Raw genomic sequence first — 22,974 nt, forward strand, 5'->3', positions numbered from 1 at the left:
GTCGGAGGAATATGGCGCGAGCTCGATTCGTGTTCTCGAAGGGCTCGAGCCGGTCCGCATGCGTCCCGGCATGTATATCGGCGGCACGGACGAGAAGGCGCTGCATCACCTTTTCGCCGAAGTGATCGACAACTCGATGGACGAGGCTGTGGCCGGTCACGCCAATTTCATCGAAGTCTATCTCGATCGTGAAGGTTATCTCACCGTCACGGATAACGGCCGTGGCATTCCGGTGGAAAACCATCCGCAGGTGCCCGGCAAATCGACGCTCGAAGTCATTATGACCAAGCTGCATGCTGGCGGTAAGTTCGACGGCAAGGCCTATGAGACCTCGGGCGGTCTGCACGGTGTCGGCGTGTCCGTCGTCAATGCGCTGTCGGACGACCTGGAAGTTGAAGTTGCCCGTAATCGCAAGCTCTATCGCCAGCGCTTCTCGCGGGGCCTGCCGGTCGGCGGTCTGGAAGAGCTGGGTGATGTGCATAACCGGCGCGGCACCCGCGTCCGCTTCCATCCCGATCCACAGATCTTCGGCGATCACGCCCGCTTCGAGCCGGCCCGCGTTTTCCGCATGGCCCGTTCCAAGGCCTATCTGTTCGGCGGCGTCGAGATCCGTTGGGGCTGTGATCCCGAGCTGGCGCCGGAAGGCGCCGATGTTCCGGAAAAGGCGGTCTTTCACTTCCCGGGCGGCCTGAAGGATTATCTCAAGGCGACGATGGGCAACGAATTCACCGTCACCCGCGAAATCTTTGCAGGCAAATCTGAGAAGGAAAGCGGCCACGGCTCGCTCGAATGGGCCATCACTTGGTATGGCGGCGACCCGCAGATCCATTCCTATTGCAATACGATTCCGACCCCGGAAGGCGGCACGCACGAGGCAGGCCTCCGCATCGCATTGACCAAGGGCCTGAAAAACTACGCCGATCTCACCCAGAACAAGCGTGCGGCCAATATCACCACGGATGACGTGATGATTTCCGGCGTGGGCATGCTGTCGATCTTCATCCGCGAACCGGAATTTGTCGGCCAGACCAAGGATAGGCTCGCGACGGTCGAAGCCCAGCGCATCGTCGAAAACGCCCTGCGTGACCCTTTCGACCACTATCTCACCGATAATCCGGCCGAAGCCGAGAAGCTGCTGGAATGGGTGATCGAGCGCTCCGAAGAGCGCATGCGCCGCCGCAAGGAGAAAGAAGTCAATCGTAAGACGGCTGTGCGCAAGCTGCGCCTGCCCGGCAAGCTGGCCGACTGCTCGCAGAACTCCGCCGCTGGCGCGGAACTTTTCCTGGTCGAAGGTGACTCGGCCGGTGGCTCTGCCAAGCAGGCGCGCAATCGCTTGAATCAGGCGATCCTGCCGCTGCGCGGCAAGATCCTCAACGTCGCCAGCGCGGGCCGCGAGAAGCTTTCCGCCAACCAGCAGATTGCCGATCTGGTGCAGGCGCTCGGATGCGGCACGCGCTCGAAATACCGCGAGGAAGATCTTCGCTATCAGCGCATCGTCGTCATGACCGATGCCGACGTCGATGGCGCTCACATCGCCTCCCTGCTCATCACCTTCTTCTATCAGGAGATGCCTGAGCTGATCCGCCAGGGCCATCTTTTCCTGGCCGTACCGCCGCTCTACAAGATCACGCAGGGCTCGAAATCCATCTATGCCCGCGACGACGCCCACCGCCTGGAACTCATGCAGACGGAATTCAAGAGCAAAGGCAAGGTCGAGATCAGCCGCTTCAAAGGTCTGGGCGAAATGCTGCCGGCCCAGCTCAAGGAAACGACGATGGACCCGGCCAAGCGTACATTGCTGCGTGTCGAGATCGACGAAGTGGATTTCGAAGGCACCCGCGACGCGGTCGACAATCTTATGGGCACCAAGGCCGACGCACGTTTCCGCTTCATTCAGGAGCGTGCTGCCTTTGCAGAGGATCTGGATATTTGACGGCGAACCCACCGCCGAACGGATTTGCTGATCCTGCTTACCAAAAACAGTTTCAATTCGACGCAGAAACTCAGTTTTTTGCGTTCAAGATGCTTTGTGGCCCTGATTATGGCGCGCAGGGCAGTCGTGCTATTGTCATAACGGCTGAATAAGAAGCTTGAAGCCGTTGCTCTTGAAACGGCCTAGATCATACCCCATAACCGGGTGATCTAGTAAATTGGGGCGAAGTAAGACCGGTGGGTGTATTTGAACGTCATAAGCCAAAGGAACACCGGTGGCTGGGGCCGAGCGCGCATGCGCGCATGCCTTTGATCCCATCCATTTCCGCGGCACGCTGGCTGCTGATTCTGATTGCCATTGCCGGCATTTATTTCTTCTACGGCTTTCTCGTTCCGGTTCTGGCCGCCACGGTGATCGGCTTTGCCACCTGGCCGCTTTACAGCGATATCGTCCGGCGAACGGGCGGGAATACGACAGTTGCCGCCACCATCGCCATCGCATTCATCGTGACCTTTCTGGTTCTGCCGATCGTTCTTTCCGCCCTCTACATGGCCGGAGAAGTACGCGAATGGTTCGGCTGGGCAATCCATGTGAATCGTGAGGGGGCGCCGCCGCCGCAGTGGATTCTGGCTTTGCCGGTCGTCGGCTCCTGGCTCGGCGAGCAGTGGACGCAATATGTCGGCAGCCCTGGCTCACTCGGTGAGCTGGCGCAGCTCGTAAGCGGCGCCCATATCGGCAATATCTACAGGGCAGTACTCGCAGCAGGCGGTGGCGCCTTCCACGTCGTCTTGACCCTGCTCTTCATGCTGATCGCCCTGTTTTTCATCTATCGCGATGGCTCGACCTTCGTTCGCCAGGTCGATCTGCTCGGCGAGAAGATTCTCCCAAATCGCTGGGAACGCATTTCCCGCGTCGTGCCGGCGACGATCAGCTCTACCGTCATGGGCATGACGCTGATCGCTATCGGTGAAGGCATCGTCCTCGGTGTGGCCTATTGGATTGCCGGCGCTCCATCGGCCATCACGCTCGGCGTTCTCACGGGCGTCATGGCTCTTGTCCCGGGTGGCGCCCCGCTCTCGATGTCGCTCGTTTCGATCTATCTCGTCGCCAGCGGCTCGCTTTGGGCCGGTATTGGCCTTTTCCTCTGGGGTACGATCGAGCTTTTTATTGTCGACAAGACGCTTCGCCCCAAACTCGTTGGCGGGCCGATCAAGCTGCCCTTCCTGCCAACCTTTTTCGGCCTGGTGGGCGGCGTGAAGACCATGGGCTTCCTCGGGCTCTTCATCGGCCCGGTACTGATGGCCATCATCGTTGCCATTTGGCGCGAATGGATTCGCGAAGCCGAATTGACCGAGGAGCAGTACGCGCAGGAGCCCGAACTGCAATTGCGTGTCCGGGATGCTGCCGAAGGTTGATTGCTCAGCTGGTCTGTTCCAGTCGTTTTTCCATGAAAAGGCTCAATGGATCCGGCCGATAGCTGCCGAAAGGCGGAATTTCGAGATAACCGAATTTCCGGTAGAGTCCGATCGCTTCCGGTTGATATATGCCGGTTTCAAGCCGCACCGCGGAAAGACCTTTTTTGAGCGCTGCCGCTTCGAGCGTTTCCATGAGCCTGCGTGCGACGCTTCGACCCCTGGCGGCCGGATCGACGAACATGCGCTTGATCTCCGCCGTGCCGTCGCCGGCTTCCACCAGCGCGCAACATCCAACGATCATTCCCTCTGCCCTGGCGACCCAGAAGGTCACCTCAGCCTTCTCCAGCGAAGACAGATCGAGCATATGGTTGCTTTCCGCCGGATAGAGCGACTCCGCATAGGCGCTGGACATGTCGAGAAGGCGAATGACGCCTTCCTGACGCGGGGATTCGATAGCGATCGTCAGTGACAAGATGAACCTCGGAACCTAGAGCATGTCGCGGAAAAGTGTGCGGCGGTTTTACGATAACGACATGCGTAAAATCAAAAACCTAAAGGCGGGAAGCGAATCTGAAAGATCGCGACGCGCCTTAGAACGCCGGCTGGATATCACGCGGCGGCGAGTGTCGCCAGTGCGGCAAAGCTGCGGGCGGTCTGCCGCTTTTCGGCATTCGCAAGCTTCTCGATCATGTCGAGGAGCTGCGTTGCAGCAACCGGACGTGGCTCCGCAAGGCGGAACTTTCGCATCAGCCGTGAAGAAACATCTTCCAGCATCGCCATACCGTTCCTGCGGGAGGATTCGCGCCAGATCACCGTCGCCTCGACGAAGATCGTGCTGATATCTCGGCGCAAGCCGGCGCTCTCGTAGAGAGCCCGCAGGGCATGGACGCGTCCTCTGGAAACGATCGAGCGCACGCGCCGTTCGTCGCATCCGGAAAGATTGGTGATCGCGCAGGCAAAGAAATCGACCTTGCCGGAGCATAGCGCATGCATGAGGAATGCCGGTGTCAGCCAGCCGCTGCGCCTCAGATGCTCGACGAAATCAGGCAATTGCTCGTGCTGCGCCGTTCCTGCAATGGCAACGGTTGCGGATTCCGTCGCCTCACGCGTGACCTGTTGCAGCCTGGAGCTGCCGACAAAACTCTGGACGAGAGGCGATTCCGAAAGCGCTTCGCTGACGTGCCGCATCAGCAGGTGCCTGATATCTGCGGACAAAATGTCCCGGGAAAGAAGCAGTCCGCGTATGTCAGCGCAGTCGCCCATGCGCTCGGCGATGCGCTTGAGGGAGGCCTGCGAAAGCAAGGCACCGTCGTTCTCGAGCAGACACAGAATTTCGACCTCTCCGCCCATCTCGGCAAGCGCAGCACAGACGGCACACGGCACCTCCCCGCGTGACGCGATCAGTACCCGCGTCACGTCGCTACCCCGCAATGCGAGATCGACGAGATCCGCATCGGTGAACACGGGCGAAAACAGGATGATCTGCCCGGCGATTTCAGGCTGATCCTCGGCTAGAGACAAAATGACGTTCCGCGGGGCGCCGGCCGAATGCGCGACCGCTTCTGCGAGCGCTAACCGCACGCGAGGAGACGGATCGTCGAGCAGATAGGTCAGCGCCATCTCGGCGGCCGCGCGCTCTTCCTCCGGCATCTCCGATTGCAGATAGGCCCTGCCGAGCGCATTGGCCGCCCGGGTTCTGCTTTCTGCCTTGGCGGTTTCAGCCCAGCGAAGGAATGCTTCTATGATCACGTAACGCCCCGATATCGGCGAGGCGATTCTTGCCCCGCAAATTCCTAGGCTTCACCTTATCGGGCAAAGGTTTACGGGACGTTTACCTTGCTTGTTAACCTTTCTTCTGCAGGCATGAGTGGCGCCTTCAGGGCGCCTTTGGCCGCATCATCTCGAAGACCTCGCTGCCCTCGCTATAATCCATGTAGCCCATGCGTGCGATGGGACGCGCCAACGCCATATCCAGCCTGCCTTCGCGAATGATCGTCTCGTCGATATGGATACCGATGACCTGGCCGATGACCATGATATTTTCGGATGTCTCGCCATTCAGACCCTTGGGCTGGAGGATTTCAGTCACCCGGCATTCGAGCACGGCAAAGGCTTCGACGACATAGGGGGCATCGACCAGCTCGCCCGGCTTCGCCGTCAGTCCGGCAAGTTCGAATTCGTTGACCCCATAGGGAACGGCAATCGAAGAGTGGTTCATCTTCTCCACGATATGGCGACTGACGAGGTTGGCGGTAAAGACGCCGGTTTCCTCGACATTGCGCACGCTGTCCTTTCGACCGGCGGAAGAAAACATTACCAGCTTCGGCCGATCGCTGACGGCATTGAAAAAGGAATAGGGCGAGAGGTTCAGCGAACCCTCCCTGCCCTTGCTGCCGATCCAGCCGATCGGCCGCGGCGCGACGATCGCCTTGAACGGATCATGCGCCAGACCGTGGCGATTGGTGTCTGTCGTATAGAACATCATGCGTCCTCGCCGCCGATCCAGGTCACCGTTTCCGACAGCTCCGGGCGCGGGCGTTCGACCGGCGGGAAGCTTGTGGAGCCGATATGGATGAAGCCGGCGACCTTCTCGCCAGGCTGGACGCCGAGCAGCGGATAGGCGCGTTCGTCGAAGGCGAACCATTCCGTCAGCCAGTTGGAGACCCAGCCATGGGCATTGGCCGCCATTAGCAAGTTCAAGCAAAGCGCGCCCGCCGACATCAACTGCTCCCATTCCGGGATCTTGAAATGCGGCGCCGCCTTGCTGACGACTGCGATGACCACGGGTGCACGAGTGAAGCGGGTGCGCTCAACCTGAATCATTTCCTCCGACAGGTCCGGCTTGGCTTCCAGCGCGAGCTTCAGCAGCTCTTCACTGATGCGGGCGCGTTCCCCGCCGCGATAGACGATGAAGCGCCAGGGCGCGAGCTTGCCATGATCCGGCACACGCGAGGCCAACCGGAGAATCTCCTCGATTTCAGCCTTGTCCGGGCCTGGTTCCGACATTTGAAACGCGGGAATGGATCGGCGCACCGCGAGATAGTCGACCAGCTTGATATCGGTTTTCATTAAGGAACTGCCTTCATTTGGGCTTTATGGGATGTAGGTCTTGAATTTGCCACCGCATTGGTTTTGAAGTGGCGTGTGTTTTATCGGAAGTCAATCGGTTGGGTATTCATGTCAGGCATTTCATCCGCTCGCCGATTGAGCGCGGCTTTCGCGATGCTTGTGAGCATGAACACTGCCGTCTCGGCGCAGGATGCCTTCAAGGAATTCAAGCAGCTCGACGGCAGCGTCAAGATGCCGAAGCTCAATGCTTTCGTGGCACCGAACGGCGAGAATTCGCCTGCGCGCACATTGCGCGACGTTTCCCTCGAAGCCAAGCTCACGCCCCAGAGCGGCCCGCAGCAGCAGGGCCTTGCCTGGTACGTCTTCAGCCCGATTGCGGGCGCTGATGGCAAGCTGCCGCTGGTCGCCAGTTCGCGCGGAGGCTCGGCCTCCTTTCACCTTTTGCCCGGCGACTATTTCGTCAATGTCTCTTTCGGCCGCGCCGGCGTCACCAAGCGGCTGAGCGTGCCTGAAAGCGGCGAGACCCAGAAGCAGACGATGGTTCTCGATGCCGGTGGCATCGTTCTGAACGCGGTATCCGGGCCCGATGTCCGCATCCCTCCGAACGAGCTGAGCTTCTCGATCTATTCGAGCGAAACCAAGGAGGACGGCGAACGCGGCCTTGTCATGGACGACGTCAAACCAAACACGCTCGTCGGCCTCAGTGCCGGCACCTATCATGTCGTCTCCGAATACGGCGAGGTCAATGCCGTCATCCGCGCCGATATCCAGGTGGAAGCCGGCAAGGTGACGGAAGCGACCATTCAGCACAGGGCGGCAAAGATCACCTTCAAGCTGGTTTCGGATGCAGGCGGTGAGGCAATCGCCGATACCGCCTGGTCGATCCTGACAGCTGCAGGCGATATCGTTGGCGAAAGCGTCAGCGCGTTTCCGACCATGGTGCTTGCGGAAGGCCGCTATACGGCCGTCGCCCGAAACAAGGACAAGATTTATCAGCGCGACTTTACCGTCGCCGCCGGTATGAATACGGATGTGGAAGTGCTGATGAAACAGCAACAGCCGCAGGAGGTCGATACCGAACAATCGGCCCGACAGCTACCGATCCAGATGCCGCCAATGCGCCAGAGCCAGACACCGCCGGCCACAACCAACCAGCAGCCGCTGCCCACCTATGAACAATTGGCGCCGGCCGCTGGCGGCGACGACGGCGATAGCATGGATTGACGGCTGCGACGGCGCCATTTGGTCGCTGGCGCGAACCATCCAGACAGTTCACTCGGCGACAAAAGTCTCGCGATTCATCCCGCCCGGCGCCGGAGCAGCTTTCTTGGCGGGGCCATGGAGAAGACTGCGCCATAGAGCTTCGCCAGCAGATCCTTGCGGTCACTGCCCTCGCTAAGGGCCTCCCAGCTGCGAGGAGCGCCGATATGGGCAGTGATGGTGCTGCCGGAGAGACGCCGGAATTCGCGGATCAGCAGCGAGATGCGCAGGGTCATCGAAATCCGGCTTGCCAGATGGAACAGCCGGCCGTTCTGTCCCTCGAAATAGATGGGAATGACGCTGGCGCGGGCCGCCTGAATGAGTTTTGCCGGGAATATTTTCCAGGGCAGATCCTCCGCCCGGCCGAAACCCTTCCTGGCGGTTGCCACACCGCCGGCTGGAAAGACGATGATCGTCGTGCCTTCCTTGAGCAGGCGAACAGCCTCATGCCGGGTCTTCATGTTGATTGCCATCGCTTCCTTAGTTTCCTCGAAGGAAACCGGTAGCGAATAGTCGTTCATTTCAGGCACTTTCAACAATTCGTTGTTGATGAGGACCTTGAAGGGGCGCCCCAGTTGCTCGGCAAGCGCCAGCACCGCGATCCCGTCGCCGATGCCGTAGGGGTGATTGGCGACGATGACGATCGGCGCCTCTGGAATCTGGTTCGGCGGCCACTCGCCCTTGATGAGCAGGCGCACATCGATGAGATCGAGCATCTTGCCGAAGACCCGCTCGCTCTTGCCGACGATATCGGTGCGCCAGATATCGTAGAGCCGGGCGTAACGGTCCCGGCCGGAAAGACCTTCGATGGAGCGGATGAACCAGCGCTTGATCCGCGTGTCCCGTTCGTTGGCGTAGGATAATTCTTTGAATTCCAAGTGCGCGACGGGGCTGCCCCGCTCCTATGGTCTCAGTTGCGTCACATGTTGCAGCCACAGCAACGCGTTGATTCATCAACTATATGAAAGCTGTATGTCAGTTCTCTGACGGCACCCTGAAGGTGCCGTCAGGTATGATGGCGTCAAGCGGCCTTGACGCGCCGTGCTTCGCGCTTGCGCAGAATGTCCGGCGGCGTCGCTTCGAGAGCAAGCGAGGCGATCGCCTCGTCGAGCGACATGGATGTCTGCGACTGGCTGCCGAGGCGGCGGATATTGACCGAACGCTCTTCGGCTTCCTTCTTGCCGCAAACGATGATCACCGGAACCTTCGTCACCGAGTGCTCGCGGATCTTGTAGTTGATCTTCTCGTTACGGAAGTCGGTCTCGACATCGAGACCGGCGTCGCGCAGCGCTTCGGCAACTTCTTCGCCATAGGCATCGGCTTCCGAGGTGATGGTCGCGACGACGACCTGCAGCGGCGAGACCCAGAGCGGCATGTGGCCGGCAAAGTTCTCGATCAGAATGCCGAGGAAGCGTTCCATCGAGCCGCAGATGGCGCGGTGGATCATCACCGGCTGCGTCTTTTCCGAGTGCTGGTCGATGTAGAAGGCACCGAAGCGCTCCGGCAGGTTGAAATCGACCTGGGTCGTACCGCACTGCCATTCACGGCCGATGGCATCCTTGAGCGTATATTCGAACTTCGGACCGTAGAAAGCGCCCTCGCCCGGCAGAATGCCGGTCTTGATGCGTCCTTCAGACTGCGCTTCGATCGTTTTCAGCACGTCCATCATCACGCTTTCGGCACGGTCCCAGAGTTCGTCCGAACCGACGCGCTTTTCCGGGCGGGTCGAGAGCTTGACGACGATCTCCTTGAAGCCGAAGTCCTCATAGACCGAGAGAATGAGATCATTAATCTTCAGGCACTCTGCCGCCATCTGCTCGTCGGTGCAGAAGATGTGCGCATCATCCTGCGTGAAGCCGCGCACGCGCATCAGGCCATGCAACGCACCCGAAGGCTCATAGCGATGCACTGCACCGAATTCCGCAAGGCGGATCGGTAGTTCGCGGTAAGACTTCAAGCCATGCTTGAAGATCTGGATATGGCCCGGGCAGTTCATCGGCTTCAGCGCGAAGACGCGATCGTCGTCGGTATCGTCGCCGGCGACGGTGACCTTGAACATGTTGTCACGGTACCAGCCCCAGTGACCCGAGGTCTCCCAAAGCGACTTGTCGAGCACCTGCGGTGCGTTGACTTCCTGATAGTCGCCCTGCAGCCGCCGGCGCATATAGGACACCAGCGTCTGGAACATGCGCCAGCCCTTGCCGTGCCAGAAGACGACGCCGGGGCCTTCTTCCTGGAAATGGAACAGGTCCATTTCGCGACCGAGGCGGCGATGATCGCGCTTTTCGGCCTCAGCAAGAATGTGCAGATAGTTGTCGAGATCCGACTGTTCGGCAAACGCCGTGCCATAGATGCGGGTCAGCATGGGATTGTTGCTGTCCCCACGCCAATAGGCGCCGGCGACCTTCATCAGCTTGAAGGCGTTGCCGATCTGGCCCGTCGAAGCCATGTGCGGACCTCGGCAGAGATCGAACCAGTCACCCTGGTAATAGATCTTCAGATCCTGACCTTCCTGAATCGCATCGACCAGCTCCACCTTGTAGTTTTCGCCCTTGGCGGCAAAGACTTCCCTCGCCTTCTCGCGCGACCAGATTTCCTTGGTGAACGGCTTGTTGCGCTGGATGATCTCGCGCATCCGCTTCTCGATCACAGGCAGATCATCGGGAGTAAACGGCTCGTTCTTGGCGAAATCGTAATAGAAGCCGTTTTCGATGACCGGGCCGATCGTCACCTGTGTTCCCGGCCAAAGCTCCTGTACGGCTTCGGCAAGCACGTGCGCAGTGTCGTGGCGGATCAGTTCCAGCGCACGGTCGTCCGACCGGGTGATGATCTCGATCTTGCCGTCGGTCACGGGATCGGAAAGATCGCGCACGGTGCCGTCGATGGCAATGGCGACAGCTTTCTTGGCAAGTGACTTGGAAATGGATTCGGCGACATCGCGACCGGTCGTGCCGGCAGCGAAGCTGCGCACGGAACCATCGGGAAATGTCAGGGAAACGGATTGGGACATTTATATTCTCCTTGTCCAGTCCCGCCAACGAATGCGGGTGGTTTCGAAAGATACGGACTAAGTAAATGCGTACTTAAGTCCGCGCGCCTGATAACGGTATTTCGTATTCTAGTAAAGGAAAAGCGGCGCTAGGCCCGGATCATCTCGGCCAAACCGCGCACGGTGTTCCAGTTTCGCATCGTTCCGATGCCGAGCCGCTTTGTCGTCAGGGCCGGCAGCATTTTCGTGTTACTAGCCTTGAGGCCGAAATCGATCCAGAGATCGCCGTTGACAACCGCCATGCGCTCATCTCGCCTGTATCTCGCGAGCATATCAAGAACGTCCGGTTCGAGCGGCTGGCGCATCACCCGCACGATGACCTCGCTAGCGATCCCGTCGAGGAAAGGATTGCCGTCGGCAAGTTTCAGCCATGCGTCGGCATCACGCGCGATGATATCGACATGCTTGCCGAAAGCCGCGGCAAAACCCGCTTCGAGTTGTGCCTCGATCGACGCAATCGGCTGCGGCTCGGCTTCGAAAACGAGATTGCCGGTTGCGACAAGCGTTCGGGCATTGCGAAAGCCTAAACTCTCCGCCATGGCCTTGAGATCGGCCATAACAACTCTGCGGCCCGAGTCGAGGCCAATGCTGTAGAGCAATGCGACATAGACCGCCATGCGGGTCAGGCAGCCTTTTGCCCAAGGCGGAAATAGCGCCAGGGCGTCCACCAATGATAGCGGCGCTCCAGCTCGCCGGGAACCGGATCGAGCCCGCTCGTTCCTCCCGGCCCGCAGCGCGCCACGCGAAACAGTGTCATCCAGCCGCCAGCCCAAAGCCCATGGCGGGCAACTGCCTCATAGCCATATTCCGAGCAGGTCGGGATATGGCGGCAGGAATTGCCAATGAAGCCGGAAAGCGTCAGCTGATATAGGCGAATGAGGCCCATTCCGAAAAGCCGGTCGGGCGTCTTGCGGAAGGGACCGGAATAGTTGCGGCCAACCTGCCGTGCCCCATGCCCCCCTCTGTCACTTCGTGACATCTCCCCCACACGGGGGGAGATCGGCTTGGAGCCAGCCGCAGCTCCACCTTCATCCTCGTCATCCTGTATGGAACAGAGATAGCACATGAGCGGCTACCCCTCGAGACCTAGTGGCAATATCGGAAGAGTGCGGCTTTCTCCCAACAATCTCCCCCCTTGTGGGGGAGATGTCACGAAGTGACAGAGGGGGGTATGCGCTCTCGGCACAAAGATACTCACGATACGGCCTCAACAACCGCGGCCCGCGCCGCCTCGACCTGCCCGATCGCATCGACAACGGCATCGAATGTCAGCATCGTCGAGGCATGACGCGCCTTGTAATCTCTGACGGGCTTCAGATAACGCATATCCTCAAAACGGCCCTCCGGCCCCTCGCCGTCAGCCTTGAGCATGGCAAGCATGTCTTCCCTGGCCTTGCGGACTTCTTCCGCCGAAGCACCGACAACATGGCGGGCCATGATCGACGACGATGCCTGGCCAAGCGCACAGGCCTTGACGTCATGGGCAAAATCGGTCACCACATCGCCGTCCATTTTCAGCCAGATTTTGACGCGAGAACCGCACAGTCTGGAATGGGCCTGGGCGCTGGCATCGGCGTCGGGAAGGCTGCCGATGCGGCCGATATTGCCGGCAAACTCCAGGATTTTGCTGTTGTAGATGTCGTCCATCACAGATTTCGCTCCGATGCACCTGTTTTGCGTTTCAAAACAAAAAACACAGCGTGTCCGTTCAGGACACTTTCACAGGGACAATGCCATACTATATGTATGTCGTTCGAAGACCATCGAAATGCAATGGTCTTCTGTAAGTTTGATGGGAAACCGTGCAGGACGGCAGGCTTGTCCGCCAGCCAGAACGCCCCGGAGCCCGCCAAAGGTACACAATCTCCGTACCTCGGGGAATGCCAGTGGCGAGTCCGACAAGATGATATCCGCTTGGCGGATCAGGAGAACCACAGGTAATGGACGCCATTGTAAAGAACTTTCCGCAAGCCGTTGATTCCGAACGCCCGTCTCAGAAGGAGGCCGAAGACGCAGTTCGCGTTCTGCTTCGCTGGGCTGGCGATGATCCGCAGCGCGAAGGCCTGCTCGATACGCCTGCGCGTGTCGCTAAGGCGTACCGCGAGCTTTTCGCCGGATATGACATGAATCCCGAAGACGTGCTCGGCCGAACCTTCGAAGAGGTTTCGGGCTACGACGACATCGTCCTCGTCCGCGATATTCCGTTTTTCTCCCATTGCGAACACCATATGGTGCCGATCATCGGCAAGGCGCATGTCGCCTATCTGCCGAACGGCCGCGTGCTTGGCCTCTCCAAGATCGCTCGCGTCGTCGAGATCTTCGGTCGTCGCCTGCAGACGCAGGAAGCCATGACGGCGCAGATCGCCAATGCGATCGACGATACGCTGCGTCCGCGCGGTGTCGCGGTCATGATCGACGCCGAGCATATGTGCATGGCCATGCGCGGCGTGCAGAAGCAGGGTTCCTCGACGCTGACGATGACCTTCACGGGTGCCTTCAAGGCCGATCCGGCTGAGCAGGCCCGCTTCATGTCTTTGGTCCGAGGTCGCTGACCGGGCTTCAACGAAAGAGCCGGAGATGAATCTGATTTTCAATGCGCCCTCTGAAGATAAATCCGAACTCGAAGATGCCGGCGATTTCACCCCTCGCTTCGACGATCGCGGCCTGATCACCGCGATCGTGACCGATGCGCAGGATGGCGAGCTGCTGATGGTTGCGCACATGAATGCCGAAGCGCTCGCCCTGACGATCAAGACAGGCACGGCGCATTATTTCAGCCGCTCGCGCGGAAAGATCTGGAAAAAGGGCGAAACCTCCGGAAATTTGCAATCGGTGAAGGAGATCCGCACGGATTGCGATCAGGATGCAATCTGGCTGAAAGTGGAGGTGGCCGGACATGACGCAACATGCCATACTGGCCGTCGTTCCTGCTTCTACCGAACGGTCGAGCTTGAAGACGGCAAGCCGGTACTGAGCGTGACCGACGATCACCTGCATTTCAATCCGGAAGAAGTTTACAAGCAGTAGATCTATCGGGGATGGTGTTTCAACCAACCACAACCAGTATACGATTTTGAAACGAAAAAGGGACAGTATTTTAGCCGAGGCACACGGAGCCTTGGAGGAGGCGTTTAAATGCTGAACTGGGGCTTGAATCGTCTTAACGGCGGACAGAATTTGACCGATTCAGGCCTCTCGCAGGATACCTCCAATCCGCTTCTCCCTCCGGCTCCCCCCAGGAAAGTCAAAATCGCTCTGGCGCTCGGCGGCGGTGCGGCGCGGGGCTGGGCGCATATCGGCGTTCTGCGCGCGCTCGACGAGGCAGGCATCGAAGTCGGCATGATCGCCGGCACATCGATCGGCGCCCTGGTTGGCGGCTGCTATCTTGCAGGTAAGCTCGACGAACTCGAAGCCTTTGCCCGTTCGCTGACAATGCGCCGCATCGCCAGTCTTCTTGACCTGACCATCGGCGGCAGCGGCCTGTTCGGCGGCATGCGGTTGACCAAGCGCATGCAGGAGCACCTGGAAGGCTTTTCGATCGAGGATCTGGACCGCCCCTTTGTCGCTGTCGCATCGGAATTGAATACTGGGCATGAAGTCTGGATTGCGAACGGCTCGCTGATCACGGCGCTGAGGGCTTCTTATGCCCTGCCCGGCATTTTCGAGCCGGTACGAAGCAATGGCCGTACCTTGGTCGACGGCGCGCTCGTCAATCCCGTTCCGGTTTCGGTATGCCGTTCCTATGAGCAGCCGCTCGTGGCGGCGGTCAATCTGAACTATGACCTTTTCGGCCGCTCGGCTGTCGTCAAACACAATGTGGGCCAGCCAAACGGAGATTTGCTGCGGCGGGATGAGACGCCGCCCATGAAACTCGGCATGACCGGCGTCATGGTGCAGGCTTTCAATATCATTCAGGATAGGATTGCTCGCGCCCGTCTGGCCGGAGACCCGCCGGATCTTGCGATGCATCCCCGCCTCAGCGATATCGGCCTGTCGGAATTCCATCGCGCGGGCGAAGCGATCGAACGCGGCTATGAGGAAACTTTGACGAGATTGCCGGAAATCCGCCGCATGCAGGAAACCTACGCGCGCTAGAGCAATTCCAGGAAAAGTGCGTAGCGGCTTTCCGTCCGGAATTGCGTGAAAACAAAGAGATAGAGCGGCTCAGAGATTCCGTGAAAAACTGAACCGCTCTGGCGGGTCATCCGAAATCTGTAAAAAACGAGGCTTGCCCTCGCTTTCGGCGTGAGACGCTGATCGCTGCAATCGACCCGCTGGGTCGATTGCCTGAGGCGTCTCGAATTTCGCCTCACCCGGCGATATAGGCCTTGATCTGTTCGGCCTCGAGTTCGATCTCGCGGATACGCCATTTGACGACGTCGCCGATGGAGATGATGCCGGAAAGCTTGCCTTTCTCCTCGACGGGAACATGACGGAAGCGGCGCATCGTCATCAGTTCCATCAATTCGTCGGTTGTCGTGTCTTCCTTGCAGCGGTGCACCTTAGCCGTCATCATCGATGCAATCGGCTTGTCGAGGCATTCCTGCCCCTGCTTGGCAACGGCATTGACCACATCCCGCTCGGTGAAGATGCCGGAAATCTTGCCGCCCGGTCCGACAACGACGATAGCGCCGATCCGATTCTCGTTCAGAATTTTCGCGGCCTCTGCAACGGTCGTATTGCCGCCCGTCGTCACGACGTCGCGGCCTTTGGCTTCAAGTATGGCCTTTACGGAAACTGACATTCGATCCTCCCATCTCGAAAGCATGATGAATACCTGAAGCGTCCGATATGTTCCGAAATTACCCCCGGAGCTCAAACCGGCGCTTTGCCCGTCGGTCGGTCGATCTCCTCATCCCACGATCGACGGATGCCAATGGTGCGCCTGTGTCAGTAAGAAAGCAACAGCTCATTCATCGAGTGGTAAAGGTTCCCGAACTTCCTCGGGCGGCTGCCGGTCAAAGGGGGCGAAAAGCAGGAATCCGAACAGGAAGCCGCCGATATGAGCATCCCAGGCCACCGGCTGAGAGCTGTCGCCCGCAAGGTTGATGCCGAAAGCAACAAGCGCATTGCCGGCGACCCACATGACGATGTAGGCGACGACTGTCCGGCTTCGAAGCGACTGCAAAATGCCGAGGCGCGGGTTGAGATGCGCCTGCCGCATGGACACTCTGCGACCGTCCATCGCCGGAAAGGCAAAGCGGCAAGCCGCCCCCATCAGCGCCGAGACGACACCGGACGCACCGATCAACAGCGTCTGGTCTCCCCAGTAGAGTGCCGCATGCAGGAAGGCGGAGGCCGCCGACGAGAAAATCCAGAAAATCACATAGCGCAGCGCGCCGATGCGTCGTGCCACGGGTGCCGCAAAGACCATCAGCCAAAGGCTGTTGAACACGATATGCTCGATCCCGCCATGCAGCAGCGAATAGGTGACAGGCGTCCAAAGCCATTCCAGCCCCTGCTGTGACAAGGGAAAGGCATAGCGGGCCGGGATGAAGCTGAAGGCGAAATAAATCCAGTTCAGCGTATCGTCCGACCACCAGGGAAGGTTCATGACCGCAAAAATGACGATCAGGACGGCAAGGCTCGCCAGAATAGCAGGAGGCAAGTTGAAGGCCGGGACCCGCTGCTGCGGCCGCGGATTTTCCGGCTCTGGGCGCGGCAGCTGTTCGTCATCCATGTCTTGCTCTGCTTGTCGATAGAGCAATTCCAGGAAAAGTGCGAAGCGGTTTTCCATCCGGAATTGCGTAAAACAAAGGGATGGAGCGTTTTCGCGATTCGAAGAAAAGCGGAAAGGCTCCGGAAGTCATCGACACATAACGCAGCGAAAATCAAAAAAAAAGCCGCCCGTAGTGTCGGGCGGCATACCGGGGCGCTCCTCTCCGGATCTGACCTCAATGGTTCGTCCGGCGCCCGGGAAATTCGTGCTGAAGGTCACTTGGTGAAGTGATGAACAAAGATTTACATCGACCGCTCGACAAGGCAACCGAAACCCTTCGTTAACCCTAACGGGCCGGTTCTGGCATGGAATTCGCAACGTCAGTTTCGAGGGCAATGAATGCCCTTGTAGTTGAAGTGAAATGGGACACGGACGCATTATGCGCCATAAGACGAGCACCGATATATTTACCTATTGGGAGCGTTTACGCGGCAACGCGGATGCTCCCCTGCGCAACTTGATACAGCCATCGGCAATCGGCCACATTCTTCCCGAGCTGTTTATCCTGGAAAATACGGTGGACGATAATCCCCGCTTCCGCCTGGCCGGTACGGCGATCTGCAACCTGATGGGGCGCGAACTCCGTGGCGAGAATTTCGCAGCGCTCTGGGCTGGCAGTCAGCAGGATGACCCGGTACGCATAGCCGCCGGCGTGATGAAACACGTGGTTCCCGCATTGGTCCACGCGACGGGCTACTGTATCAGCGGCCGTAGCATGGCCTTCGAGATGATATTGCTGCCGGTTCGCACATCGAGCGACACTTGCGACAGACTGCTTGGTTGTCTGACGCCAACCGTTTATGCGCCTTGGCTCGGCAACGAACGCCTTGAATTTCTGGCACTGGATCGCAGCCGGCTGCTTCGCGAGCGCCGCGTGCGGCTCGTGGATGCGCCTCCCCATCCAGACCCTGCAAATCTTCTGCCGCATCGGGGAAGCACGAGCCTTGGCGAATGGGTCCGCCGAAAGTTGATTCAAGCAAAAAATGGGGCGCGACAGGGTTAGAACTGACCCAGTGCGGAACAAGATAGGCGATCGTCTCTTATTTATGCCTCTGAAAAGACAACCTTACTTTAAGGAGTTGCGGCTATTAGTTGGATGAGACGCAATAGGATTCAAGACGCCTCCATGCACTCGTTTCAGCCAGCCCAGGCGACGCGGCCCAATCAAATGACAGGCAATGCTGCTCGGAATGATCAGCGGACCTTTCAGCGGGTCCCGATCAATATGCAGGGTCGTCTGATGCTGGCAAATTATGAGGAATTCGAATGCGTTGTCACGGAAATGTCGCCGGGCGACCTTCATGTGACCTGTTTGGGACGGCCGCGCGCCGATGAGCGGGTCGTGGCCTATATCGACCACCTGGGCCGAGTCGAGGGCTATGTCGTTGCGGTCGACGGCCGTGGTTTCACCATGTCGATCAATGCAACCGAGCGGAAGCGTGAAAAGCTTGCGGCGCAACTGACCTGGCTTGCCAACAAGCACGAACTCGGTCTGCCGGAAGATCGCCGCCACGATCGTCTGACGCCGCGCAATACCCGCAGCGAACTCACGCTCGACGACGGTACGCAATATGTCTGCCGCATCATGGACCTCTCGCTCTCAGGCGCAGCGGTCGACGTCGAAATACGCCCCACCATCGGAACGCCGGTGCGTCTCGGCAATATGCGCGGCCGCGTCGTGCGTCATTTCATAGAGGGCGTTGCGATCGAATTCCTTTCGCTACAGTCTCGCGAAACCTTGCGCGAATTTCTCTGATACCGTCATCTTCCCGTCACGCAGCGTCGCGAAATAGCGATCTCTGTCTTCTCCTCGATGCGTGACCGCGAGATGCCCTACCCGGACCTGATCCCTTTTGACGAAGGCCTGCTTGAGGTCGGCGACGGCCAGCGCATCTACTGGATGCAATCGGGCAATCCCGAGGGTAGACCCGTCCTCATCCTGCACGGAGGCCCGGGATCGGGCAGTTCGGCTGGAACACGGCGCTATTTCGACCCGCAATATTATCGGATCATCCAATTCGATCAGCGCGGCTGCGGCGGCAGTTTTCCGCATGCGTCGGAACCGGGGATAGATCTCTCGGCCAACACGACATGGCACACGATTGCCGATATCGAGCGATTGCGGTTGCGCCTCGGAATCGAACGCTGGATCGTATTCGGCAATTCCTGGGGCTGCACGCTTGCGCTTGCCTATGGCGAAACCTATCCGCAGCGGGTGGAAAGCTTGCTCCTCGTCGGCGTCACCATGACGAGGCGATCGGAAATCGATTGGCTCTATCAAGGTCTCGGCCGTTTCTTTCCTGTGGAATGGGCACGCTTTCGGGCCGCTGTACCTAAGACTGATCGCGATGGTGACCTAGTCGCCGCCTATTATCGCCTTTTACGGGATCCCGATCCGGCAATCCATGTGAAAGCCGCCAGGGATTGGCACGAATGGGAAGCCGCCTCGATCCTGGTCGATCCGCGCGCAACCCTGTCGTCGCGCTGGTCCGACCCACGTTATCTGACGGCGCGCGCCCGGATCATCACCCATTACTTCCACCATCTGGCTTGGCTCGAGGAGCGGCAAATCCTGCGCGACATCCATCGGCTCGCCGGTATCCCCTGCACGATGATCCATGGTCGTATGGACCTCGAAGCACCGCTCGTTACCGCCTGGGAATTGTCACAGGCATGGCCAGAGGCGGAACTGGTGGTCGTCGCGAACGCGGCACACTCGCCGGCGGTCGTGGAGATGGCGGCTGCGATCACCCGCGCGACCGATGGGCTTCGCCGGCACACTCGGCAATAAAAATCAAAAATATTTTTGAGCCGGTTTTCCCAAAATGGGACAAGTTCAGGCTCTTGCAGCCATTTCCAACACCAAATCCGACCTGTCGCCACGCGAACTCTGTATCAATACAGACGTCTACTGCCTTAATTGGCACGCGGCCGTTAACGATCCCCATAGCTGAAAGCTGTTTGGAAACAGCGGATGTCAGACTCTTGCATTGCTGCAATCCATACCGAAATCCCTCAAATTTTAATCGAATTTGCCGCGAACTTGAATCAAGTTTTCTGCGTATTTTATGAGAATTTTCGCCAGATTTGATTCAACTAAGCCATTAATTTAACTGTGCAATTTTGCGTCAGATAAAATCACGCGTGTCATTCTGATCCCAATAAAACAGGGACAGGGACATGAACTTTCAAATCGCACTTCGCGGCCTTGCCGCTCTGGCGCTTTCCACTCTTGGCTTGTTCGGTGCTGCTCAGGCAGCACCCGCCAACATGACGATAACAGGCGACGCTGCTCCCCCGATCGGTCATTACGAATTCTGCAGGGAAAACCCGCGTGAATGCGCTTATGCCGGTGGCGATGCAGGGCCGATGATCCTCAATGAGGATAGCTGGAAGACGATCCTGAAGGTCAACTACACGGTCAATACGACCATCAAGCCGATGACGGATATGGAACTTTACGGTGTTGAGGAGAAGTGGGCGATCCCGACCACCGCCGGCGACTGCGAGGATTTCGCGCTGCTGAAGCGCAAGCAGCTCATCGATGCCGGCGTCTCGCCTTCCGATCTGCTCATGACCGTCGTGCTGCAGCCGAACGGCGAAGGCCATGCCGTTCTGACCGTCCGCACGGATCGTGGTGATTTCATTCTCGATAACATGCGCAACAAGGTGAAGCTCTGGTCGGAGACCGAATACACCTTCCTGAAGCGCCAGTCCGCAGATCATCCGGCTCGCTGGGTCAAGATCCAGGACGGTCGCGCTGTTGCGGTCGGCAGCTTGAAGTAAGCCCCATACCAGATCGCCGGCGGCCGAGCGTCGGCGGTAAAGTCAGAGGCCCGGTCTCGTCCCCTGATTTCTGTCCAGGCCGGTGCCTCCGAGCCGTTCCCGCTGTCCCCGGGAACGGCTCTTTTCATTTCGCGGCCCTCGCGCGATAAGCGTTGAACATTCCGGCGAATTAACTGTGCCGTTAGCACGGGTTGCGACCTATATTTAACCATCAATTAACCATCGCCGCGCCAATCATATCTTCAATGAGACTCGAAAGTTGGACGCCCTCAGTACTCGTCATCGAAGATGGCGGGCGCAAGGAGATGAAGGCAAGAACATGGCTCCACTGTCATCCGCCACAATGGTCGAAGAAAGCCCGCTAATATCGAGCGGCTTTGTCTATCGGCTCATGGCAGGTGTTGCCGTCCTGGCTGCGCTGACCGTAGCCATATCTGTGGGTGGAAACTGGCTCGGCGAGAAAATTTCGCTCGCGGGTCATACGACCGATACCAAACCTATCTCCATCACGATCGGCGATGACACGATACGCCTCGCCGCAAACACCATCCGCTTTCCGAGCGAGCGCCTCAATGGCCCGGCCGAGCGCGTCGATCTCTATCTGACCTGGCCGCAGATGCAGGGCTATAGTGAAGCCGACCGGTTGCGCTTCGACGATATCTCGCAAGCGTCCTCGCTGATCTTTCTCCAGATCAGCCAGAGCACAATGTCTCGTGATATGTCCGGCCGGCTTGGTCCGATCTATTCGCAATTGATGGACGGCGCTTCCTATGCCGGCCCCTTTGGCCTGACGGCACATCGGCTTCGCGCCGATGCCGGCTACAATGGTGAAATTCTTTTAACCGCTTCGCGATCCGGTGAAACCGACTATGTCGTGCGCTGCCTCCTGCCCTCCTCGCCAGCCTTGGCAACGAGCGGCGATTGCCAGAGGGATGTTAAGGTTGGCAAGGATCTGAGTGTTCTCTACCGCTTTTCCAGCAATCAGCTCGGGGATTGGCGCACGATGGATGCTGCCATCCAGAACTTCGTCAAGACGCGCCTTGTGGATGATGCCACGCCCGCGGCAATGGCTGTTGGTGGCCGCTAAAATGACGCAGAAACCTGAAACCAACTGTTCATCATAAACCGATTGGTAACGCTAAGCCTCTACTGTTGAGCGGAACGGCCGTTCATGGAGGCGGCGGCCGGATAATCGAGAATGTAAATGCAAGCAGAGAGTGATTTAGTGTCCAGATCCATTCTACCCGTTTCGTCGTCTCAAACCGGTAAAATTCTGGCGAGAGCGCTTCTTGGTTTTTCGATCGCGACGGCGACGATCACTGTGACTGTCGTTGACGCAAGCGCGGCCGGTCCGAAATATGCCGGCATCGTCATCGACGCCAATACAGGCAATGTTCTCTATAGCGAAAATGCCGACACGCTCCACTATCCCGCCTCGCTGACCAAGATGATGACGGTCTACCTGACCTTCGAAGCGCTTGAGGCCGGACGCATCACCCTGGATACTCCCGTCGTATTTTCAAAGAATGCTGCCGCTCAGGCGCCGACCAAGCTCGGTATCGGCCCCGGTCGTTCCGTGACCGTGCGCGAGGCGATCCTTGGCATCGTCACGAAGTCCGCCAACGACGCCGCGATGGCGCTTGGCGAGATGCTCGGCGGTTCGGAGGAAGGTTTTGCCCGGATGATGAACGATAAGGCGCGAGCGCTTGGTATGACGCGCACGACCTATCGCAACCCGAACGGCCTACCGAACACAGCACAGATGACGACGGCTCGTGATCAGGCTCGCCTTGGTATCGCTTTGCGCGAACATTTTCCGGAATATTACGGCTTCTTCTCCGAAACGAGCTTCCGGCTCGGCAATCGCACGATCCTTGGCCACAATCGCCTGGTCGGCTCCGTACGCGGTGTTGACGGCATCAAGACCGGTTATACGCGCGCCGCCGGCTACAATCTGGCGACCTCTGTCAAAGTCGACGGTCGTTCCATAGTCGGTGTGGTCCTTGGCGGCGCTTCGACGCCGGCTCGCGACAATCAGATGCGCAAGCTGATCGCTGACTATCTGCCCAAGGCATCGACAAAACATATTGATTCCAATGTGATCGCGCAGGTGCCAGCCGCATCCCCCAACGTGCAGGCAGCCAGTGCACGCATGGCGGATATCAGCCGTGCAAAGATCAAGAACAACGCGGCGACCGAAGTCGCCGATTCCAGTCCTTCCAGCGCGGCAGCCTTCGCAGCGGTAACGCCACAATCTTCCTCTTCCAATCCACTGCTTTCGGCAAAGCCCGAGCCCGTGAAGCAGCCCGCCTATGACGAAACAGCTGCCGCCGGATCCTCGGACGATGCGGATGAGGATGAAATCGATACCGTAACGACGGCATCGACCTCCAGAAGCGATACGAAGCTGGTAAAGCTGCAGCGCACTGAAAAGACGGAGAAGGTTGCAAAGGCAACCAAAGCTGAACGCGGGCCTACCGGCTGGATCGTTCAAATTGGCGTTTCCTCCAGTAAGGATGGCGCGACCGACCTCCTTGATACGGCGAAGAACAAAGCCGGCAAGGCATTGCGTTCGGCCAAGCCCTATGCGGTCGCCTTTGACGGCGGTTACCGCGCCCGCTTCGGCGGCTTTGAAGATCAGAGCGAAGCAGTGAATGCCTGCAAGGCGCTCAAGCGTGCCGGCGTGAAGTGCTGGGCGAGTATGGAATAAGCATGTGGCGGGTGTTTTCGCGCCGCATGATTT

At 58.8% G+C, this 22,974-nt stretch carries 23 protein-coding genes; 12 read left to right on the plus strand and 11 right to left on the minus strand.

All coding sequences use genetic code 11. From position 1 onward, the window contains the following. Together parE and AC13QE_RS30780 are read left to right on the plus strand one after the other, a co-directional pair. Positions 1 to 1,933, plus strand: a 1,933-nt coding sequence (parE, locus tag AC13QE_RS30775) for a DNA topoisomerase IV subunit B (protein ID WP_488486605.1), incomplete at its 5' end; no start/stop codon positions are given. Positions 1,934 to 2,169: 236 nt separating this feature from the next. Beyond that, positions 2,170 to 3,348: an AI-2E family transporter gene (locus AC13QE_RS30780; RefSeq protein WP_488486606.1), complete on the plus strand. Its 1,179-nt coding sequence runs from the start codon at positions 2,170 to 2,172 to the stop codon at positions 3,346 to 3,348. 4 nt (positions 3,349 to 3,352) lie between these two features. Here AC13QE_RS30780 and AC13QE_RS30785 read toward each other — a convergent pair whose 3' ends face one another. From AC13QE_RS30785 to AC13QE_RS30800, 4 genes are all read right to left on the minus strand, one after another. After that, positions 3,353 to 3,820 carry a GNAT family N-acetyltransferase gene (locus AC13QE_RS30785; protein WP_488486607.1) on the minus strand — a complete coding sequence of 156 codons (468 nt, stop codon included), beginning with the start codon at positions 3,818 to 3,820 and terminating at the stop codon, positions 3,353 to 3,355. Between the two features lie 137 nt (positions 3,821 to 3,957). Further along, a complete protein-coding gene (locus AC13QE_RS30790) occupies positions 3,958 to 5,112 on the minus strand; it encodes a DUF2336 domain-containing protein (RefSeq protein WP_488486628.1) in 1,155 nt (384 codons plus the stop codon). 112 nt (positions 5,113 to 5,224) lie between these two features. Continuing rightward, complete coding sequence (locus AC13QE_RS30795; RefSeq protein WP_488486608.1) at positions 5,225 to 5,830, minus strand: flavin reductase family protein; 606 nt, start codon at positions 5,828 to 5,830, stop codon at positions 5,225 to 5,227. Next, positions 5,830 to 6,417 carry a nitroreductase family protein gene (locus AC13QE_RS30800; RefSeq protein WP_488486609.1) on the minus strand — a complete coding sequence of 196 codons (588 nt, stop codon included), beginning with the start codon at positions 6,415 to 6,417 and terminating at the stop codon, positions 5,830 to 5,832. Before AC13QE_RS30800 ends, AC13QE_RS30795 begins: the two co-directional genes overlap by 1 nt. 108 nt (positions 6,418 to 6,525) lie before the next feature. On the opposite strand from AC13QE_RS30800, the gene AC13QE_RS30805 reads away from it, so the two are divergent. Next, complete coding sequence (locus AC13QE_RS30805) at positions 6,526 to 7,641, plus strand: hypothetical protein (RefSeq protein ID WP_488486610.1); 1,116 nt, start codon at positions 6,526 to 6,528, stop codon at positions 7,639 to 7,641. A 74-nt stretch (positions 7,642 to 7,715) separates the two neighbouring features. On the opposite strand, the gene AC13QE_RS30810 is transcribed toward AC13QE_RS30805, so the two are convergent. The 5 genes from AC13QE_RS30810 to AC13QE_RS30830 all read right to left on the minus strand — a co-directional run bounded on the left by AC13QE_RS30810 (position 7,716) and on the right by AC13QE_RS30830 (position 12,373). Continuing rightward, positions 7,716 to 8,555 (minus strand): lysophospholipid acyltransferase family protein, encoded by an 840-nt coding sequence (locus AC13QE_RS30810; protein ID WP_132716624.1) that lies wholly within the window; start codon positions 8,553 to 8,555, stop codon positions 7,716 to 7,718. A gap of 143 nt (positions 8,556 to 8,698) precedes the next feature. Continuing rightward, positions 8,699 to 10,687: a threonine--tRNA ligase gene (thrS, locus tag AC13QE_RS30815; protein ID WP_488486611.1), complete on the minus strand. Its 1,989-nt coding sequence runs from the start codon at positions 10,685 to 10,687 to the stop codon at positions 8,699 to 8,701. Positions 10,688 to 10,815: 128 nt separating this feature from the next. Beyond that, positions 10,816 to 11,343 (minus strand): DUF1697 domain-containing protein, encoded by a 528-nt coding sequence (locus AC13QE_RS30820; protein ID WP_488486629.1) that lies wholly within the window; start codon positions 11,341 to 11,343, stop codon positions 10,816 to 10,818. Between the two features lie 5 nt (positions 11,344 to 11,348). Continuing rightward, positions 11,349 to 11,792: a membrane protein insertion efficiency factor YidD gene (yidD, locus tag AC13QE_RS30825; RefSeq protein WP_488486612.1), complete on the minus strand. Its 444-nt coding sequence runs from the start codon at positions 11,790 to 11,792 to the stop codon at positions 11,349 to 11,351. A 128-nt stretch (positions 11,793 to 11,920) separates the two neighbouring features. Next, complete coding sequence (locus tag AC13QE_RS30830) at positions 11,921 to 12,373, minus strand: iron-sulfur cluster assembly scaffold protein (RefSeq protein ID WP_488486613.1); 453 nt, start codon at positions 12,371 to 12,373, stop codon at positions 11,921 to 11,923. 293 nt (positions 12,374 to 12,666) lie between these two features. Between AC13QE_RS30830 and folE the strand changes: the two genes are divergently transcribed. The 3 genes from folE to AC13QE_RS30845 all read left to right on the plus strand — a co-directional run bounded on the left by folE (position 12,667) and on the right by AC13QE_RS30845 (position 14,821). Then, positions 12,667 to 13,278: a GTP cyclohydrolase I FolE gene (gene folE, locus AC13QE_RS30835; RefSeq protein ID WP_112398297.1), complete on the plus strand. Its 612-nt coding sequence runs from the start codon at positions 12,667 to 12,669 to the stop codon at positions 13,276 to 13,278. A 25-nt stretch (positions 13,279 to 13,303) separates the two neighbouring features. Beyond that, positions 13,304 to 13,753, plus strand: a complete 450-nt coding sequence (gene hisI, locus AC13QE_RS30840; protein ID WP_112338982.1) for a phosphoribosyl-AMP cyclohydrolase — start codon at positions 13,304 to 13,306, stop codon at positions 13,751 to 13,753. Positions 13,754 to 13,861: 108 nt separating this feature from the next. Further along, the gene (locus AC13QE_RS30845; protein ID WP_132716629.1) at positions 13,862 to 14,821 is read left to right on the plus strand and encodes a patatin-like phospholipase family protein; all 960 of its coding nucleotides are present in this window, start codon (positions 13,862 to 13,864) and stop codon (positions 14,819 to 14,821) included. Positions 14,822 to 15,035: 214 nt separating this feature from the next. On the opposite strand, the gene AC13QE_RS30850 is transcribed toward AC13QE_RS30845, so the two are convergent. Beyond that, complete coding sequence (locus AC13QE_RS30850; RefSeq protein ID WP_015339966.1) at positions 15,036 to 15,470, minus strand: CBS domain-containing protein; 435 nt, start codon at positions 15,468 to 15,470, stop codon at positions 15,036 to 15,038. 165 nt (positions 15,471 to 15,635) lie between these two features. Continuing rightward, entirely contained in the window at positions 15,636 to 16,406 is a 771-nt protein-coding gene (locus tag AC13QE_RS30855) for a rhomboid family intramembrane serine protease (RefSeq protein ID WP_132716630.1), read from the minus strand. Positions 16,407 to 16,824: 418 nt separating this feature from the next. Here AC13QE_RS30855 and AC13QE_RS30860 point away from each other — a divergent pair, with 418 nt between their 5' ends. From AC13QE_RS30860 to AC13QE_RS30885, 6 genes are all read left to right on the plus strand, one after another. Then, a complete protein-coding gene (locus AC13QE_RS30860) occupies positions 16,825 to 17,448 on the plus strand; it encodes a PAS domain-containing protein (protein WP_488486614.1) in 624 nt (207 codons plus the stop codon). A 123-nt stretch (positions 17,449 to 17,571) separates the two neighbouring features. Continuing rightward, positions 17,572 to 18,201, plus strand: coding sequence for a PilZ domain-containing protein (locus AC13QE_RS30865; RefSeq protein ID WP_132716632.1), 630 nt, complete (start codon positions 17,572 to 17,574; stop codon positions 18,199 to 18,201). Between the two features lie 72 nt (positions 18,202 to 18,273). After that, complete coding sequence (gene pip / locus AC13QE_RS30870) at positions 18,274 to 19,236, plus strand: prolyl aminopeptidase (protein ID WP_488486615.1); 963 nt, start codon at positions 18,274 to 18,276, stop codon at positions 19,234 to 19,236. 389 nt (positions 19,237 to 19,625) lie between these two features. Continuing rightward, positions 19,626 to 20,231, plus strand: a complete 606-nt coding sequence (locus AC13QE_RS30875) for a transglutaminase-like cysteine peptidase (RefSeq protein WP_488486616.1) — start codon at positions 19,626 to 19,628, stop codon at positions 20,229 to 20,231. Between the two features lie 319 nt (positions 20,232 to 20,550). Beyond that, positions 20,551 to 21,318: a hypothetical protein gene (locus AC13QE_RS30880; RefSeq protein ID WP_488486617.1), complete on the plus strand. Its 768-nt coding sequence runs from the start codon at positions 20,551 to 20,553 to the stop codon at positions 21,316 to 21,318. A gap of 117 nt (positions 21,319 to 21,435) precedes the next feature. After that, positions 21,436 to 22,941, plus strand: coding sequence for a serine hydrolase (locus tag AC13QE_RS30885; RefSeq protein WP_488486618.1), 1,506 nt, complete (start codon positions 21,436 to 21,438; stop codon positions 22,939 to 22,941). Positions 22,942 to 22,974 lie beyond the last annotated feature (33 nt).

The sequence above is a fragment of the Martinezella sp. CNPSo 3957 genome, from assembly GCF_057784395.1.